Source organism: Kocuria sp. APC 4018, assembly GCF_030407675.1.
Lineage (GTDB): Bacteria > Actinomycetota > Actinomycetes > Actinomycetales > Micrococcaceae > Kocuria > Kocuria rhizophila.
Genome location: NZ_JASDCY010000017.1, coordinates 1 through 16517, shown reverse-complemented (window position 1 = coordinate 16517; position 16517 = coordinate 1). Strand labels below are relative to the sequence as shown.

General features: G+C 71.3%; 14 protein-coding genes and 1 tRNA gene. 9 read left to right on the top strand and 6 right to left on the bottom strand.

What is annotated here, in order from left to right:
- Positions 1–162: 162 nt before the first annotated feature.
- The gene (locus QL985_RS04935) at positions 163–1761 is read left to right on the top strand and encodes an ABC-F family ATP-binding cassette domain-containing protein (protein WP_047978243.1); all 1599 of its coding nucleotides are present in this window, start codon (positions 163–165) and stop codon (positions 1759–1761) included.
- 175 nt (positions 1762–1936) lie between these two features.
- Here QL985_RS04935 and QL985_RS04930 read toward each other — a convergent pair whose 3' ends face one another.
- From QL985_RS04930 to QL985_RS04915, 4 genes are read right to left on the bottom strand one after another with little or no spacing between them, the layout of a single operon-like run.
- Positions 1937–3046, bottom strand: a complete 1110-nt coding sequence (locus QL985_RS04930; protein ID WP_047978242.1) for an alcohol dehydrogenase catalytic domain-containing protein — start codon at positions 3044–3046, stop codon at positions 1937–1939.
- 55 nt (positions 3047–3101) lie between these two features.
- Complete coding sequence (locus QL985_RS04925) at positions 3102–4076, bottom strand: SURF1 family protein (protein WP_047978241.1); 975 nt, start codon at positions 4074–4076, stop codon at positions 3102–3104.
- Positions 4076–4471: a hypothetical protein gene (locus QL985_RS04920; protein WP_059281218.1), complete on the bottom strand. Its 396-nt coding sequence runs from the start codon at positions 4469–4471 to the stop codon at positions 4076–4078. The genes QL985_RS04925 and QL985_RS04920 overlap by 1 nt, the downstream gene beginning before the upstream one ends.
- Before the next feature lie 49 nt (positions 4472–4520).
- The gene (locus QL985_RS04915) at positions 4521–4895 is read right to left on the bottom strand and encodes a DUF3099 domain-containing protein (RefSeq protein WP_259905938.1); all 375 of its coding nucleotides are present in this window, start codon (positions 4893–4895) and stop codon (positions 4521–4523) included.
- A gap of 264 nt (positions 4896–5159) precedes the next feature.
- Between QL985_RS04915 and QL985_RS04910 the strand changes: the two genes are divergently transcribed.
- The 3 genes from QL985_RS04910 (at position 5160) to QL985_RS04900 (ending at position 6959) form a co-directional block, all read left to right on the top strand.
- A complete protein-coding gene (locus QL985_RS04910; protein WP_070637833.1) occupies positions 5160–5885 on the top strand; it encodes a beta-ketoacyl-ACP reductase in 726 nt (241 codons plus the stop codon).
- Positions 5886–5932: 47 nt separating this feature from the next.
- Positions 5933–6688 (top strand): SDR family oxidoreductase, encoded by a 756-nt coding sequence (locus QL985_RS04905; protein WP_047978238.1) that lies wholly within the window; start codon positions 5933–5935, stop codon positions 6686–6688.
- Between the two features lie 185 nt (positions 6689–6873).
- Positions 6874–6959, top strand: a tRNA-Leu gene (locus tag QL985_RS04900).
- Positions 6960–7036: 77 nt separating this feature from the next.
- On the opposite strand, the gene QL985_RS04895 is transcribed toward QL985_RS04900, so the two are convergent.
- Positions 7037–7810: an Ltp family lipoprotein gene (locus tag QL985_RS04895; protein ID WP_259906411.1), complete on the bottom strand. Its 774-nt coding sequence runs from the start codon at positions 7808–7810 to the stop codon at positions 7037–7039.
- A gap of 527 nt (positions 7811–8337) precedes the next feature.
- Here QL985_RS04895 and QL985_RS04890 point away from each other — a divergent pair.
- The 5 genes from QL985_RS04890 (at position 8338) to QL985_RS04870 (ending at position 14223) form a co-directional block, all read left to right on the top strand.
- On the top strand, positions 8338–10431 hold the full coding sequence (locus QL985_RS04890) for an MMPL family transporter (protein WP_239358264.1): 2094 nt from the start codon (positions 8338–8340) through the stop codon (positions 10429–10431).
- Positions 10432–10486: 55 nt separating this feature from the next.
- The gene (serB, locus tag QL985_RS04885) at positions 10487–11416 is read left to right on the top strand and encodes a phosphoserine phosphatase SerB (RefSeq protein ID WP_239358226.1); all 930 of its coding nucleotides are present in this window, start codon (positions 10487–10489) and stop codon (positions 11414–11416) included.
- A gap of 79 nt (positions 11417–11495) precedes the next feature.
- Entirely contained in the window at positions 11496–12278 is a 783-nt protein-coding gene (locus tag QL985_RS04880) for an ABC transporter ATP-binding protein (protein ID WP_259906413.1), read from the top strand.
- Between the two features lie 7 nt (positions 12279–12285).
- Entirely contained in the window at positions 12286–13260 is a 975-nt protein-coding gene (locus QL985_RS04875) for a sulfite exporter TauE/SafE family protein (protein WP_249493881.1), read from the top strand.
- Positions 13261–13395: 135 nt separating this feature from the next.
- Positions 13396–14223, top strand: a complete 828-nt coding sequence (locus QL985_RS04870; RefSeq protein WP_259905797.1) for an RNA methyltransferase — start codon at positions 13396–13398, stop codon at positions 14221–14223.
- Positions 14224–14435: 212 nt separating this feature from the next.
- Here the strand turns inward: QL985_RS04870 and QL985_RS04865 are convergent, their stop codons facing one another.
- Entirely contained in the window at positions 14436–16484 is a 2049-nt protein-coding gene (locus QL985_RS04865; protein WP_019309200.1) for a S8 family serine peptidase, read from the bottom strand.
- Positions 16485–16517 lie beyond the last annotated feature (33 nt).

The following is a 16517-nucleotide window of genomic DNA, read 5'->3' as shown; positions in this document are numbered from 1 at the left end:
GGGGGAACGGCCCAGGCCACGATTTGCGCGAGCGGATAGACTGGTGCGGTTCCCCGCTCCCACGGGGCGACCGCATGCCCGGAGCTCTTCCGGGCCCCGCACCGTCCGCCCACGCCACCTCGCGTGCGCGCGCGGCACCGTCCCACGAAAGGCCTTGCTCCGTTGATCACCGTGACCGACCTCGAACTGCGCGCCGGAGCGCGTCTGCTCATGGACGAGGTGAACTTCCGCGTGGACAAGGGCGACAAGGTGGGTCTGGTGGGCCGCAACGGCGCCGGGAAGACCACCATGACCAAGGTGCTGGCCGGGCTCACCCTGCCCGCCGCGGGTGAGGTCACACGCTCGGGTTCCATCGGCTACCTGCCGCAGGACCCCAAGGTGGACGACATGGACCAGCTGGCGCGGGACCGCATCCTCTCCGCGCGCAACCTCGCCGGGGTGATCACCAAGCTGCGGCGCACCGAGGAGGAGATGGCCTCGGAGGACGACGCCGTCCGGGCCAAGGCCATGCGCCGCTACGACCGCCTGGAGTCCGAGTTCCTGGCCGGCGGCGGCTACGCGGCGGAGTCCGAGGCCGCCACCATCACCAACAACCTCAACCTCCCGCCGCGCGTGCTGGAGCAGCCGCTGCACACGCTCTCGGGTGGTCAGCGCCGGCGCGTGGAGCTCGCGCGGATCCTGTTCGCGGACGCGGACACCATGCTCCTGGACGAGCCCACCAACCACCTGGACCACGACTCCGTGGTGTGGCTGCGCGAGTTCCTGCGCTCCTACCAGGGCGGGCTGCTCATGATCTCCCACGACGTGGAGCTCATGGACATGGTGGTCAACAAGGTGCTGTACCTGGACGCCAACCGCTGCGTGGTGGACGTCTACAACATGACCTGGAAGAACTACCTGCAGCAGCGCGAGCAGGACCAGGCCCGCCGCAAGCGCGAGCGCGCGAACGCGGAGAAAAAGGCCGGGGTGCTCATGGACCAGGCCAACAAGATGCGCGCCAAGGCCACCAAGGCCTCCGCCGCCCAGCAGATGATCCGCCGCGCGGAGCGCCTCATGGCGGGCATCGAGGGCGAGCGGGTGCAGGACAAGGTCGCGGCCATCCGCTTCCCGAAGCCCGCGGACTGCGGCAAGACCCCGCTCACCGCGCAGGGGCTGTCCAAGTCCTACGGCTCGCTGGAGATCTTCACGGACGTGGACCTCGCGATCGACCGGGGCTCCCGCGTGGTGGTGCTCGGGCTCAACGGTGCGGGCAAGACCACTCTGCTGCGGATGCTCGCGGGCCAGGCCGAGCCGGACACCGGTGAGGTGGTCGCGGGCCACGGGCTCAAGCTCGGCTACTTCGCCCAGGAGCACGACACCCTGGACACGGACCGTACGGTGCTGGAGAACATGAAGTCCGCCGCGCCCGATCTCGCGGACACCCAGGTGCGCACCATCCTGGGCTCGTTCCTGTTCCAGGGCGACGACGTGGACAAGCCCGCCGGGGTGCTCTCCGGCGGCGAGAAGACGCGACTGGCGCTGGCAACCCTCGTGGCGTCGTCGGCGAACGTGCTGCTGCTGGACGAGCCCACCAACAATCTGGACCCGGCTTCGCGCCACGAGATCCTCAACGCGCTGCGGACGTACGAGGGCGCCGTGGTGCTCGTCTCACACGACGAGGGCGCCGTGGAGGCGCTCGAGCCCGAGCGCGTGGTCATGCTCCCGGACGGCGTGGAGGACCTGTGGAGCCAGGAGTACCAGGACCTCATCAGCCTGGCCTGAGCGCCGTCCTGCGCGCGGCCGACGCCGCTGCAGAGCCGGGCAGGTGCCCGTCATCACCGCGCTGCGCATTTACCCGGGCGGTGCGGGTGGGCGATTCGGGGCCGACCCAGACCTGAGACCCAGTTTGCCGCGCGCAGGGCCGTTGCGTGCCGTCACGGCACGGCTGCGGCGGGTGTCAGTCCTCGAAGAGGATGACCTGGCGCACGGCACGGCCGTCCGCGAGCCGGTCGAAGCTCTCGTTGATCGCGGACAGTGCCACCCGCTCGGAGATCAGCTCCTCGATGGGCAGCTTGCCCTCCCGCCACAGCTGCAGGTACACGGGGATGTCCCGGGCGGGCACGGCGGAGCCCAGGTAGGAGCCCACGATCGTGCGGGCCTCCGCCGTGAGCCCGAGCGGGGCAATGGTGGAGCGGGCGTCGGGGGAGGGCAGGCCCACCGTCACGGTGATGCCCCCGGGTGCCGTGGCGGCCACCGCGGTCTCGAACGCGCGCGGGTGCCCTGCGGCCTCGATGACCACCTCGGCCCGCACGCCGTTCTCCGCGAGCTCGTCCGGGGAGTGCACGGCCGTGGCGCCCAGTTCGGTGGCCCTCGCGAGCTTCTCCGGGTTGGCGTCCACGCCGATCACGGGACCCTTCTCCACCGACAGCGCGGCGAGCAGCGCGGCCATGCCCACGCCTCCCAGGCCCACGACCATGACGGTGTCCCCGTCCGAGGGGCGCCCCGCGTTGAGCACGGCCCCGCCGCCGGTGAGCACGGCGCAGCCCACCACGGCGGCGATCTCGGCGGGTACGTCCGCCCCCACGGGGACGACCGACTGGCGGCTCACCACGGCGTGGGACGAGAAGCCGGAGACCCCCACGTGGTGGTGCACGTCCTGCCCGTCCCGGTGCAGCCGCAGGGCCGAGCCGGGCAGCAGCCCGGCGCTGTTGGTTTCGGTGCCCGGGGTGCACGGCAGCTTGCCGTCCGTGGCGCAGTTCTCGCACTGCTCGCAGCGCGGCAGGAACACGGTGGTCACCTGGTCCCCGGGGGACACGTCCGTGACGCCCTCGCCCACCTGTTCCACGATGCCCGAGGCCTCGTGGCCCAGCACCATGGGCATGGGGCGGGGCCGGTTGCCGTCCACCACGGAGAGGTCCGAGTGGCACACGCCTGCCGCACGGATCCGCACGAGCAGCTCGCCCGGCCCGGGGCCGTCCAGCTCCAGCTCCTGCACGGACAGTGGACGGGACTCGGCGTACGGACGGGACAGCCCGATCTCGTCCAGCACAGCGGCGGTGATCTTCACGGCAACTCCTTTGCGGGTGTGGTGGGCACGGGGCGGACGACGCCGCCCGCTCGCCTCACCGGCGGTTCTGCGCCTCGAGCGCGTCCAGCAGGGCGTCCTCCTCGTCCTCCGCGGTGGGGACGGACGAGGCGCGCGTGCGCTTGGGTCGGTAGAGCGACTTCAGGTGGGCGGGCATGTCGTCCGCCATCTGCAGCTGGCGGATCACCAGGGACTCGTCAACGTCCCCGATGTAGTTGCCCTCGGCGTCGTAGTAGCGGGCCAGCTGCCGCTCGACCTCCGCCGCGTAGGCGCGGTCCCACTCCTCGTTCTTCACGTGCTGGCGCGCCGAGTAGCCGTAGGCCACGAACACCAGGACGGCGAAGGCGTACCACTGCATGGAGTAGGACAGGTGCGGTCCGTAGTCCACCTCGGGGCGCTCCGCGGCCTGGGGGGTGTTCGCGGCGGGGGGCTCTTCGGAGACGAGCTCTCCGTAGCCCTCCGTGGCCACGTCCCCGCCCCACTGGGTGCCGAGCACCGGGAGGTCGATGGACGCGGACTGGCCCTCGGGCGCCCCGCGGTCCACGGTGCCCTCGGAGGGCCGCAGCCGGACCGTGACGCTCACCGTGCCGCCGGGCGGCGGGGGCACGGCGGAGGGCATGCCGTTCGCGGAGTTGTCGGTGGGGATCCAGCCACGGTCCACCGCCACCACCGTGCCCTCGGCGGTGCGGAACGGGACCACCACGTCGTAGCCCACCCGGCCGTCGTGGGGGCGGTTGCGGATCAGCACGGTGTCCTCGGGCACGTAGCTGCCCTCCAGGGTCACGGGGTGCCACGTCTTCGACTCGTCGTAGTCCGCGAACAGCGGGGTGCCCTGCGCGGCGTCGTACGGCGCGGCGTCGTAGTTCTCGGTGATCCTGGTGTTCTCCGCCACGAGGTGGTCGTTGCGGGACATCTGCCACTGCGCCAGGTAGAGGCACACCACGGCGGCCACGCACGTGAGCGCGAACCACCCGATCCAGGCGGGGGAGGTCAGGAAGGAGTACTTGCGCATCAGTCCAGCCGCTCCGTCCCCGCGGGGCCGACGCCGCCCGCGCCCTCGGTGGGTTCCGGGGCGGTCTCGCGGGGGACCTCGTCTGGCACGGAGGCCTGCGCGCCGGGCTCGACGCCGCCGGTCGGCTGCTGCTCGAACGGCTCCACGTCCTTGAGGAAGCCGCGCTGGCCCAGGAAGTCCGCGAGGTGCTCCCGGTGCTCGTCGCACGCGAGCCAGGTCTTGCGGCGCTCGGGGGTGTGCACCCGGGGGTTGTTCCACACCAGGCTCCAGCGTGCGGCGGCACGGCAGCCGCGACGGGAGCACACCGCGTGAGGTGTGCTGTCCGCGGGGCCGGACGCGGCGGCGTCGTGCCCCGTGGAGCCAGGGGCCAGCGAGCCGAGCAGATCGAAGTCCACGGTGAGATGTTCCTCCGGGTTTCCTGTGGTGGGCAGGGCGCACTCCACCCTAGTTGCGCCGCGTGGCCGAGGGGTCGGGGCCCGGCAGCTGCCGGGGTGCGTGGTGCACCGTGTACTCGCCGTCCACCACCACGTCCCCGGCATCGGGGGAGACGTCCCGCGTCTCGGCCACGGTCGGCAGCTCCGTGCGCGTGGGGGGCCGGTACGCGGAGCCGGTGCGCTGCGACCGGTCTGCCCCGCGGTTCGCGAGCATCACCGCGAGCCACGGCAGCACCGCGGCCCCCAGGATCAGCAGGACGCGCACGGTGAGGTTGTCGATCAGGAAGACCCCGATGATGCAGGCCACGCGCAGGGCCATCTGCACGCCGTAGACCTTCATGCGGTGCGACATGTCCGTGGTGTGCGCGTCCGCCGCCGAGGTGATCGAGTGGACCTCGGTGGAGCCGTGCGTGGGGTGCTGGGAACGTGTGATGGGAACCGGTCCTTCGGCGGATGTCCTGGGGGATGTCCCCGGGGGTCACGCTTCCACCTCTGACTGGGAGCGTGCTGACCATTGTGGCACCGTTGCGGTACGGTCCCAAGTGGGGGGGAGCCCACCAGGTCAGGGGACGGTTAGGATGCTGTGACGTCCTGATCCCCCCTGGATGCGGTGACCCGGCCGCGTCCTCCCTCCACGGAAGGTTCCACCATGTCTGAGAAGCCCTCAACCGCGCGCACCGTGCTCGTCACGGGAGGCAACCGCGGCATCGGACGCGCCATCGCGGAGGCCTTCGTGGCGGCCGGGGACAACGTGGTCATCACCTCCCGCTCCGGCGGTGACGGGCCGGAGGGCGCCTACACGGTGGCCGCGGACGTGACGGACTCCGCCTCCGTGGACGCGGCCTTCAAGGAGGTCGAGGCCAAATTCGGACCCGTGGAGGTGCTCGTGGCGAACGCCGGCATCACCAAGGACAACCTGCTGGTGCGCATGAAGGAAGCCGACTTCCAGGACGTCATCGACACCAACCTCACCGGGGCCTTCCGCGTGGTGCAGCGCGCCACCAAGGGCTTCATGCGCCTGAAGAGGGGCCGCGTGGTCTTCATCTCCTCCGTGGTGGGGTACACCGGGGCTCCCGGGCAGACCAACTACGCGGCGTCCAAGGCCGGGCTCGTCGGCATGGCCCGGGCCATCACCCGGGAGCTCAGCTCCCGCGGGGTCACGGCCAACGTGGTGGCTCCCGGGTACATCCACACCGCCATGACGGACGAGCTCTCCGACGAAGTAACGGAGAACTACCTCTCGATGATCCCCGCCGGCCGCTTCGGAGAGGTGGAGGAGGTGGCCAAGGCCGTGACATTCCTGGCCTCGGACGACGCCCGCTACATCTCCGGCGCTATCATCCCCGTAGACGGCGGGCTCGGAGTGGGTCACTGATCCACCGCACCGGGCCCCACGAATCCACCCCGCTAAGGAGTCACAGCATGAGCTCAGTCGCCGGCAAGACCATCATCATCACCGGGTCGTCGCGAGGGGTGGGCGCGGACACGGCCAAGATCCTCGCGTCCCAGGGCGCCAACGTGGTGATCAACTACCGCCAGAAGGCTCCGCGCGCCACCAAGGTGGTCAAGGAGATCACCGAGGCGGGCGGCCGCGCGATCGCCGTGCAGGCGGACATCACGGACCCCGAGTCCCGCGGCGGGCTCTTCCGCGCGGCGCAGGACGAGTTCGGCGGCGTGGACGTGCTGATCCTCAACGCCTCCGGCGGCATGGAGACGGAGCTCGGCGAGGGCTACGCGCTGAAGCTCAACCGGGACGCCCAGAACGACACCCTCACCGAGGCGCTGGAGCTGCTGCCCCGGGGCGGTCGTGTGGTGTTCGTGACGAGCCACCAGGCCCACTTCATCAACGAGGTGGAGACCATGCCGGAGTACGAGGCCGTGGCGAAGTCCAAGCGGGCCGGCGAGGACACTCTCACCGCGCGCGTCCCGGAGATGGCCGAGAAGGGCGTGAGCTTCGTGGTGGTCTCCGCGGACATGATCGAGGGCACCGTCACCGCCACCCTGCTCAACCGCGCCCGCCCGGGTGCCCTGGACGAGCGTCGAGCGGCTGCGGGCAAGCTCTACACCGTCAACGAGTTCGCGCAGGAGATCGCGAAGATGGTCACCGCGGACGTGGAGTCCGGGCACGTTGAGCTCGTGGGCGGGGCCGAGGACTTCCTGGCCCAGGCCGGGAAGTGACCCGCACCGCAGCACTCGTCGGCTGAGCTCTGCGGACCACGACGCCGCACGCGCACCCCGCGTGCGGCGTCGTCCCGTTTCCGGACGGGCCCGGTTCGAACGGCCCCGCGAACTGTGGTAGGTTTTCTGTCGTTGCCGAGGGCCACGGAGGTTCTGTTCGCAGGATCTCACCGGCCCAGACACCTGCGCGGGTGGCGGAATAGGCAGACGCGCTAGCTTGAGGTGCTAGTCCTCGTATTAGAGGGTGGGGGTTCAAGTCCCCCCTCGCGCACAGAGAAGAACCCCGTTCGACCACTGGTCGAACGGGGTTCTTTCGCTGGGTGCTCCTCTGCAGGCCGGTGCCCGGACTCAGAGCCCGTTCGCGGTGGCTCCGTGGGCCGCCTGCTCGGGGGTGAAGCCCTCGGAGACGAGCTGGTCGATCAGCGCGGAGCGCGAGAAGCCGGACATGTCCAGGTACTGCTTGCCCTTCTTGGCCGCCTGCGCCATGTAGTCCGGGTTGGTGGTGTCCACGCCGTAGGCGGCCTGCTCGGTGGTGAAGCCCTCGAACTCGAGCTGTTCGATCAGTCCGCTCCGGGAGAACGCAGACGTCCGGAGGTAGTCCTTGGCCTTCTTGGCGGCCTGCTCGTTGTAGTTGGTGGCCAGGCTGTCCACCGCGGCTGTGGCCTCCTGGGTGGTGAAGCCCTCGTACTCCAGCTGCTCGATCAGACCGCTCCGGGAGAAAGCCATGAACGCGAGGTAGTCGGAGGCCTTCCGGGTGGCGCTGTCCTGCGACACGCCGCCCTTGGCCGTGGCGCCGCTCGTGCCGGACGCCGCTTCGTCACTGCTCTGGGAGCCCGAACCGGTCGTGTCCTTGGCAGGGCTCGGTGTGGGCATTTCCGGGGCGGGAGTCTCCGCTTCCGCCATGTACGAGGTGCTCTCCTCGGCCGGCGTCTGGCCCGCGTCCGTGGGCTGGGGCGCTTCGAAGGACGGCGCTGTGACCGTCTCGGTGGACGAGCTGGACGCGGGGGAGCTCTCCTTCGGAGCCGGCTCCGCAGAGGTCGTGGTGGATCCACACCCGGACAGCAGTGCGAGCGCCACGGCGCCACCGGTGAGCAGGAGAACGGGGGAGGGTCGCTGAGCCATGGCTGGCCTTTCGAGAAGGGATGTGCCGAGAGGGCACATCGAATGCATGAGCATGTATTTGCTTTCATACATAGTGACACCCGGGCGCCCCGGTGGATGCCCCCACTACGGCCCACACGGACTGTTTCGCAACCAGGGGCTCGGATACCCGGGCAGGGCCCGGCTGTACCCGTAGCATGAGGGGCAGTGACCCGCGGCACGCAGCGCCGCGGCGTCGTCGTCAGGGCCGGAGCGCAGCGCGCGAACGGTCGTCCGTGCATCGAGACCCCAGGTGAGACATGCCGAGCAGCCCCCAGCCGCCCAGAGAGCCGAGCAGCAGGACGGGCCATCCGCTGTCCGCAACGGAGGACGCCACCGCGCGGGTGGGTGATAAGGGCGCGCAGAACGCGGGCAACGGCCTTGCCGCCGGCCCGGCGGAGCGATCCGCACCGGAACGCGGCGTCGGCCGCGCACGGGGTGGCACCGGCGTACCGGGGTGGCTGCGGTGGCTGATCCCCGTGGTGCTCGTGCTCGCGTGGTTGGGCGTCATGGGCGTGGGCGGACCCACGTTCGGGAAGCTCTCGGACGTGACCTCCAACTCGCAGGCGGACTTCCTGCCCGTGGACTCGCAGGCCACACAGGTGCAGGACCGGCTGGGGGAGTTCCGCGACTCGGACGGCATCCCCGCCATCGTGGTCATGGAGTCGCAGGGTGAGATCACCCGGGCGCAGCTGGGGACGATCGGCACGGCCACCCAGGACCTCGCGGGCGTGCCGGACGTCCTGGAGGTCTCACCGCCCATCCCGTCCGAGGACGGGCGCGCGGTGGAGGTGGTCGTGCTCGTGGATGCCGAGGCGGAGACGGGCGACGTGGTCGCCGAGCTGCGCGACGAGCTCGCCCAGAACACCCCGGAGGGACTCACCGTGGCCGTGACCGGCCCGGCGGGTCTCGTGGCGGACCTGTCCGAGGCGTTCGCTGGCATCGACGGGCTGCTGCTGGGGGTGGCGCTGCTCGCGGTGCTGGTGATCCTGGTGATTGTCTACCGCTCGCCCCTGCTCCCGTTCCTGGTGCTGCTCACGAGCGTGGCCGCGCTGTGCGGAGCGATCCTCGCGGTGTACTTCCTGGCGGAGCGCGGTCTGATCGCCCTGAGCGGGCAGACGCAGGGCATCATGTCGATCATCGTGATCGGCGCGGCCACCGACTACGGACTGCTCTACACCGCCCGTTTCCGTGAAGCACTGCACACCACGCCGTCCCGCTGGACCGCCACGCGGATCGCCTGGAAGGGCACCGTTCCCGCGGTGCTGGCCTCCGGGACCACCGTGATCGCCGGTCTGCTGTGCCTGCTGTTCTCGGAGCTCACCTCCAACCGCGGGGTGGGTCCCGCCACCGCCATCGGCGTGGTCTTCGCGATCCTCGCCGGGCTGACCCTGCTTCCGGCGCTGCTCGCGATCTTCGGCCGCGTGGCCCTGTGGCCCAGGATGCCGCGCGTGGACGAGAACCCCGAGGCGCACGAGCAGGCCATGGACCCCTACTCCCACCAGGGTCTGTGGCCCGCTGTGGCCCGACTGGTGGACCGGAAGTCGCGGGCGGTGTGGATCGTGTGCACCGTGCTGCTCGGTGTGGCCGCCCTGGGTGCCACCCAGCTGGACGCGGGCGGCGTACCAGAGTCCGAGTTCGTGCTGGGGGAGTCCGAGGCCCGGGACGGCACCGCCGTCCTGGAGCAGCACTTCCCGGGCGGCTCAGGGGACCCTGTGTACGTCATCGCCCCGCAGTCCGAGGCCGACGAGGTGGCCCAGCACCTTGCCGGGGACGACGACGTCGCCTCGGTGGCCTTCGCGGCGAACGACTCTCCGAGCGGAACGCTTCCGTACCCCGCTCCGCAGGGCGGTCCGTTCGCGGGGGTGGAGCCCACCGTGAGCCAGGGGGACGTGCTGATCCAGGCCACCCTGACCTCCGCCTCGGACTCCGAGGAGGCCCAGGCGGCGGTGCAGCGGCTGCGCGGGGAGCTCGCCGGGATCACTCCGGAGGCCGCCGTGGGAGGCACCACCGCGGTCCAGGTGGACACCATTGCGGCCTCGGAACGGGACCGCGCGGTGATCATCCCCATCATCCTGGTGGTCATCCTGCTGATCCTCATGGTGCTGCTGCGCAGCGTGATGATGCCCGTGCTGCTGATCGCCACCACGGTGCTGTCCTTCCTGGCGGCACTGGGCATCTCCACCCTGGTGTTCGAGCTGCTGGACCTCAACCAGGCGGATCCCACGGTGCCGCTGTTCGGGTTCGTGTTCCTGGTGGCGCTGGGGATCGACTACAACATCTTCCTCATGAGCCGCGTGCGCGAGGAGGTGGTGACCGCGGGGCACCGCGCGGGCGTGCTGGCCGGGCTCATCACCACGGGCGGGGTCATCACGTCCGCGGGCATCGTGCTCGCCGCCACGTTCGCCGCCCTGGCGGTTCTGCCCATCCTGTTCCTGGTGCAGCTCGCGGTCATCGTCACGGTCGGGGTGCTGCTGGACACCGTGGTGGTGCGCTCCCTGCTGGTGCCCGCCCTGGTGCTGGACATCGGGCCCCGGTCCTGGTGGCCCTCCCGGGTGGGAACCCCCGGCCGGCACCGGGCAGGGGAGGGGCACCAGGCCTGAGCAGCGCCCCCCGCGGTCTTTGTGCGCCCCGCCGGGTGGCCGATACACTGCGGCCATGCCCCAGAACTGTGCCGTCGTCGCCCTTGCCGTGTCCCCGGACGATGAAGCCACGCAGGCCGTGGTGGACCTCCTGCAGCGCGCCGGAGTGACCGTGGACTCGCCCACCTGGGTGCGTGTGACCGGCACCGCGTCCGACGACCGGGCCGCGGACGTGGAGGGGTACAACGCCCTGACCATCCCGGTGGAGACCGAGGACCCGGCCGCCCTGCGGCGCGCCCTGCAGCCGGATCCGCGTCGGCAGAGCGTCCCCGGGGTGGACCTCAACGTGGTGGAGGCCCGGTGGACGGAGCAGTCCCGCCGCAAGCTCGTGGTCCTGGACGTGGACTCCACGCTGATCCGCCAGGAGGTCATCGAGCTGCTCGCCGCCCATGCCGGGCGCGAGGCGGAGGTCGCGGAGATCACCGAGCGCGCCATGCGCGGGGAGATCGACTTCGAGCAGTCCCTTCGCGAACGGGTGGCCGTCCTGGCGGGCCTGTCCTCAGAGGTGATCGACGACGTCGCCGACGCCGTGCGGCTGTCCCCGGGGGCCCAGGCGCTCGTGCGCACGCTGCTGCGGGAGGGGCACGCGGTGGCCGCCGTGTCCGGAGGCTTCCGGCAGGTGCTCGCCCCGCTGGCCGCCTCCCTGGAGCTGACGCGCTGGGCCGCGAACGGCCTCGAGGTGGAGGACGGGCAGCTGACGGGTCGTGTCGGCGGGCCGGTGGTGGACCGCGCCGCCAAGGCGGAGATCGTCGCGCAGTGGGCCCGTGAACTGGAGATCGCACCCGAGGACGTCCTGGTGGTGGGCGACGGCGCCAACGACGTGGACATGGCCCGTGCGGCCGGGCTGTCCGTGGCCTACCGTGCCAAGCCGGCCCTGCAGGACGTGGCGGACACGCAGATCAACATCCCCAACCTGGACGCCCTGCGGTTCTTCCTGGACCTGTGAGCCGCGCGTCCTGTCCGGTGGCCCCGCGCCGGTGCGCCGATCTGGGGACGTACTGGTCACGGGCACTAGAGTGGCCGTCATGAGCTCAGTTCTTGAAGTGGCGGACGTCTCGGTGGTCCGCGGTGCGAAGACCCTGCTGGATTCCGTGAACTGGACCGTGCAGGACGGCGAGCGCTGGGTCATCCTGGGCCCCAACGGGGCGGGCAAGTCCACGCTGCTGTCGATCGCCGCGGCCCGGCTGCACCCCACCACCGGCATGGTGGACATCCTGGACGAGATCCTGGGCGCGGTGGACGTGTTCGAGCTGCGTCCGCGCATCGGCCTGAGCTCCGCCCCGCTGGCGGGCCAGATCCCGCACGCCGAGACCGTGGGGGACGTCATCCTCACCGCGGCCTACGGGGTCACCGGGCGCTGGCGCGAGGAGTACGACGACGCCGACATCCAGCGTGCCGAGGAGCTGCTCGCCACGTGGGGACTCACAGAGCTGCGGGACCGCAGCTACGGCACCCTCTCCGAGGGTGAGCGCAAGCGCGTGCTGATCGCCCGTGCGCTGATGACGGACCCGGAGCTGCTGCTGCTGGACGAGCCCGCCGCCGGGCTGGACGTGGGCGGGCGCGAGAAGCTCGTGCAGCGCCTGGACGAGCTGGCCCGGGACGAGGCCGCGCCGGCCATGGTCATGGTGACCCACCACCTCGAGGAGGTCCCGGACGGGTTCACGCACGCGCTGCTGCTGCGCGAGGGCCGGGTGGTGGCCGCGGGGCCCGTGGGCCGTGTGATGACCCAGAAGAACCTGTCCGAGACGTTCGACATGCCGCTCAAGCTCGTCAAGGTGGGCGACCGGTACGCGGCGTTCGCCCGCTGAGCCGCTCGTGATCGCGCTGTCAGCCGCGTCCGTGCCGGCCGAGGTCTTCGGCGCCGGCGGAACCGTGGGCTTCGAGTGGTGGCAGGTCCTGCTCATCCTCGTCGCCGGTTTGTGGGCCGGGACGATCAACACGATCGTGGGCTCCGGCACCCTCGTGACGTTCCCCGTGCTCGTGACCATGGGGGTTCCCCCGGTCACGGCGTCCATGTCCAACGCCATGGGCCTGATCGCGGGCAACCTCACCGGGGCGTGGAGCTACCGCAGCGAGCTGCGCGGGCTCAAGCGCACGCTGCTCAAGCTCCTGCCGTGCTCGGTGGTGGGCGGCGTGATCGGCGCCGTGCTGCTGCTGCACCTGCCCGAAGAGGTCTTCGAGGTGGTCGCCCCGGTCCTGATCGTGGTGGCCCTGCTGTTCGTGGTCTTCCAGCCGCGGCTGCAAGCCGTGGTGCGCGCCCGCAAGGAGCGCCAGGCGAGCACGTCGGGGGCCGCTCAGGGCGCCCCGGAGCACGACGCCGCTGTCCCCGCCGAGAGGGGCACGGCGGCATCGTCGGCCCAGCCCGACGCCGCCGTCCCCGCCCAGGCGGGCACGGCGGCGTCGTCCCTGCAGGTGGACGGCTCCCGGCAGCCCGCGGTCCTGTACGTGCTCGTGTTCCTGGCGGGGATCTACGGCGGGTACTTCGTGGCCGCGCAGGGCGTGCTGCTCGTGGGCATCCTGGGCGTGTTCCTGCTCGCGCCGCTGCAGTCCGCGAACGCCGTGAAGAACGCCCTGGTGGCGGCGGTGAACATCGTGGCCGCGATCTCCTACGTGCTGCTCGCGTTCGACCGCATCAACTGGTGGGTCGTGCTGCTCATTGCCGTGAGCTCCACCGTGGGCTCGTGGTTGGGGGCGAAGATCGGCAAGCGGATGCCCCCGGTGGTGCTGCGCACGGTGATCGTGGTCCTGGGGCTCGTGGCCCTGGCGAACATGGTGTCCAACCTGCTCTGACGCACCCCCGACCGTACTCTGAGCCCGCCGCGTCGGGTCGGCCCGTCTCAGGCCCTCCCGGATCCCACGCACCGTCCAGGTCCACGCACGGCACGCACCGGCACGAACCCCGACCCCGACACCCCAGGAAGACCCGTGACCTCACCCGCACCCCTGTCCGAGCGTCTCGTCCAGCTGAGCGACCCCGCCGATCCCCGCGTGGCCGACTACACGAGCCTCACGGACGTGTCCCTGCGCCGGAAACTGGAGCCCGAGCGTGGGCTGTACCTCGCGGAGTCCTCCAAGGTGCTGCGCCGCGCCCTGGACGCCGGTCACCGGCCGCGGTCCTTCTTCATGGCGGAGAAGTGGGTGGACGGGCTCCGCGACGTGCTGGAGTCCCACGACGTGCCCGTGTACGTGGGCACGGACGAGGTGCTCGAGCAGATCACCGGCTTCCACCTGCACCGCGGGGCGATGGCCGCGATGCACCGGCCGGCACCGCTGCCCCTGGAATCCGTACTGGCCTCCGCGCGGCGCGTGGCCATCCTTGAGGACATCGTGGACCACACGAACGTGGGGGCGATCTTCCGCTCGGCCGCGGCCCTGGACGTCGACGCCGTGCTGGTCACCCCGCGCTGCGCCGACCCGCTCTACCGGCGTGCGGTGCGGGTCTCCATGGGCACGGTGTTCCAGGTCCCGTGGGTGCGCCTGGAGCACTGGACCGCGGACCTGCAGCGGGTCAAGGACGCCGGGTTCCTCACCGCGGCGCTGGCCCTGAGCGACGACGCCGTCACGGTGGACGCCCTGGCCGCCGAGCAGCCGGAGAAGCTGGCGCTGGTCCTGGGCACCGAGGGCCAGGGCCTGGGTGCTGCGACCCTGCACCACGCGGACCGCCACGTGGTCATTCCCATGAGCCACGGCGTGGACTCCCTCAACGTGGCGGCCGCGAGCGCGGTGGCGTTCTGGGAGACGCGGCCGCGCTGAGGTGACCGGCCTGCGAGCCGGTGCGAGCGGCGTCGTCGGCCGTGGACCTGCACGACCTCACCGAGGATGCGTCACAGCTGGGCCCCCGCAACGCGTGGGCCACACGTGCCCAGCCTTTTGGAGCGGCAGGCCGTTCCCGAGACGCCGACGGGCGGCTCCCCAGAGGGGAACCGCCCGTCGTTCGTGTCAGCGCAGCTGCGGCGAGGGGACCGTCAGCGCGTGGTCCACACTCCGCGCTGGGGGGTCCAGTGGGCGGTCACGCCGTTGGAGAAGCGCTGGTGGACCACCCCGTTGGACGTGTACTCGTCCGTGGCGGGCCAGCCCCAGCCGCGTTCGAGCCCGGCTCGCTTCCATGCCTTGCCGATGGCTCCGGTCTCCTTCACCGCGTGTGCGCCGGTGGCCTGGCTCCACAGCACCTTGGTCTGCGCGGAGCCCTTGCGGTGCACCTGGTAGGCGCCGCCGGAGACACGCATCTCGTCGGTGCTGGGGTAGCCGTAGCCGCGCTCCCGGCCGGCCGAGACGAACTTCTTGCCCACCAGGGTGGCGTTCTCCAGGATGTGGGCGCCCGTGGCCGAGCTCCAGTAGATGGTGGTCTTGCGGCCGTTCTTGGAGAACTCCTGGTAGCGACCGCCGTTGGCGGCGTCCGCCTCGCTCGAGACCGGGTTGCCCCACTTGGCGGCACCGCCCGTGGAGCGCCACTTGGCGCCGATGCCACCGGACGTGGTGTAGCCGCCGGCGGGAACGACCGCGCGCACGGCGGCGGCCGGGTTCAGGTTCAGGGATCCCATCCGGCCGCTCGCGGTGGACTTCAGGATCTGCTCCACGCGGGCGGGCGTGATCGAGGGATCGCGCTGCTTCATCAGGGCCACGGTGCCGGAGACCAGCGGGGTGGCCATGGAGGTGCCCATCATGTTGCCGTACGTGGCGCCCGCCGGGCCGCGGGTGCCCGAGTTGACCGTGGAGAGCATGGGGTACTGGCTGGTTCCGCCCGGTGCCAGCACGTCCACCACGGCGCCCGTGTTCGAGTAGCTGGCGGTGTTGCCGTTGTTGTCGGCGGCGCCCACCACGATCGTGTTGGCGCAGTTCGCCGGGGCGGTGCCGCCCGCGTTGATCGCGGAGTTGCCGGCGGCGGCCACCACCGGCACGCGCCGGTTCACGGCGGTGTTGATGGCGTTCTGCATGGTGGCACCGCACTGCCCGGGGTAGTTAAGGGACAGGTTGATGACCGTGGCGGGGTTCGGGTTGGCGGGCTCTCCGGCCACAGGGGCCCCGGCCGACCAGGCCACGGCATCGGCGATGTCCGAGACATACCCGTTGGTGCACTTGCCCAGGACACGCACCGGCTGGATCTTGGCTCCCGGTGCGGCGCCGGTGATTCCCGCGCCGTTGTTGGACTGCCCGGCGGCGAGGCCGGCCACGTGGGTGCCGTGCCAGGACGAGTTCCTCGCGGACGGCGAGCACTCACCCGCGCCGCTCCAGTCGCCCTCGTCCCTCGGGTTGGAGTCACGCTCGTTGCCGTCGCGCGAGAGGTAGGTGTCGCTCACGAAGTCGCGGCCGGGCACCACCTTCGCGTTGAGGTCGCCGTGGGAGGTGATGCCGGTGTCCAGCACCGCGATGGTCTGGCCGTTGCCGCGGGACATGTCCCACGCCTGGGTGAAGCTCACTCCGCCCTGCTGGGGCCACAGGCTCCACTGGAAGTTCGTGTACACGTCGTTGGGGACCCACGAGGTGGACGCCAGACGGTCGGCCTCCGCGTACTCCACGGCCGGGTCCGCCTCGATCTGCGCCACGAGCTCCTTCTGCTCGGCCTCGTCCAGCTCACGGTCCAGCTCCAGCACGTCCGCCTGGGCCACGGTGGTCTTGACCCGCTGGGTGACGTCCGGGGCCTTCGCGCCGTCCAGGGCCTCCTCGGAGGCGGCCTCCACGACCTTCTCCTTGCTGGCGTCGGGGGCCGCGGTGTCCTTGAACTTCACGATCACGCGGTCGGACTCGGTGGGGGGATCCGAGGGCACGGTCGTGGTGGGGGAGTCCGGCCCGCCGGCAGGCGCGGCGGGGGCCGCGCTGGCCGGCTGCGCGGTGAGCACCAGGGCGGCCGTGACCGCGAGCGGCAGGACGGTACGGCGCGCGGCGGCCCCGAGCACACCGAACGGCGACGGCGCGGCGTCGGCAACGTGCTTCGCGGCACGGGACGCGCCGGGACCGTGGGAGGTGACGGGGGGAATGCGGCGCTCAGGGCGCACGCGGGAGTGACGTGACGTCATGGGTGGGGGAAACCTTTCGGTGACCGCGGCACA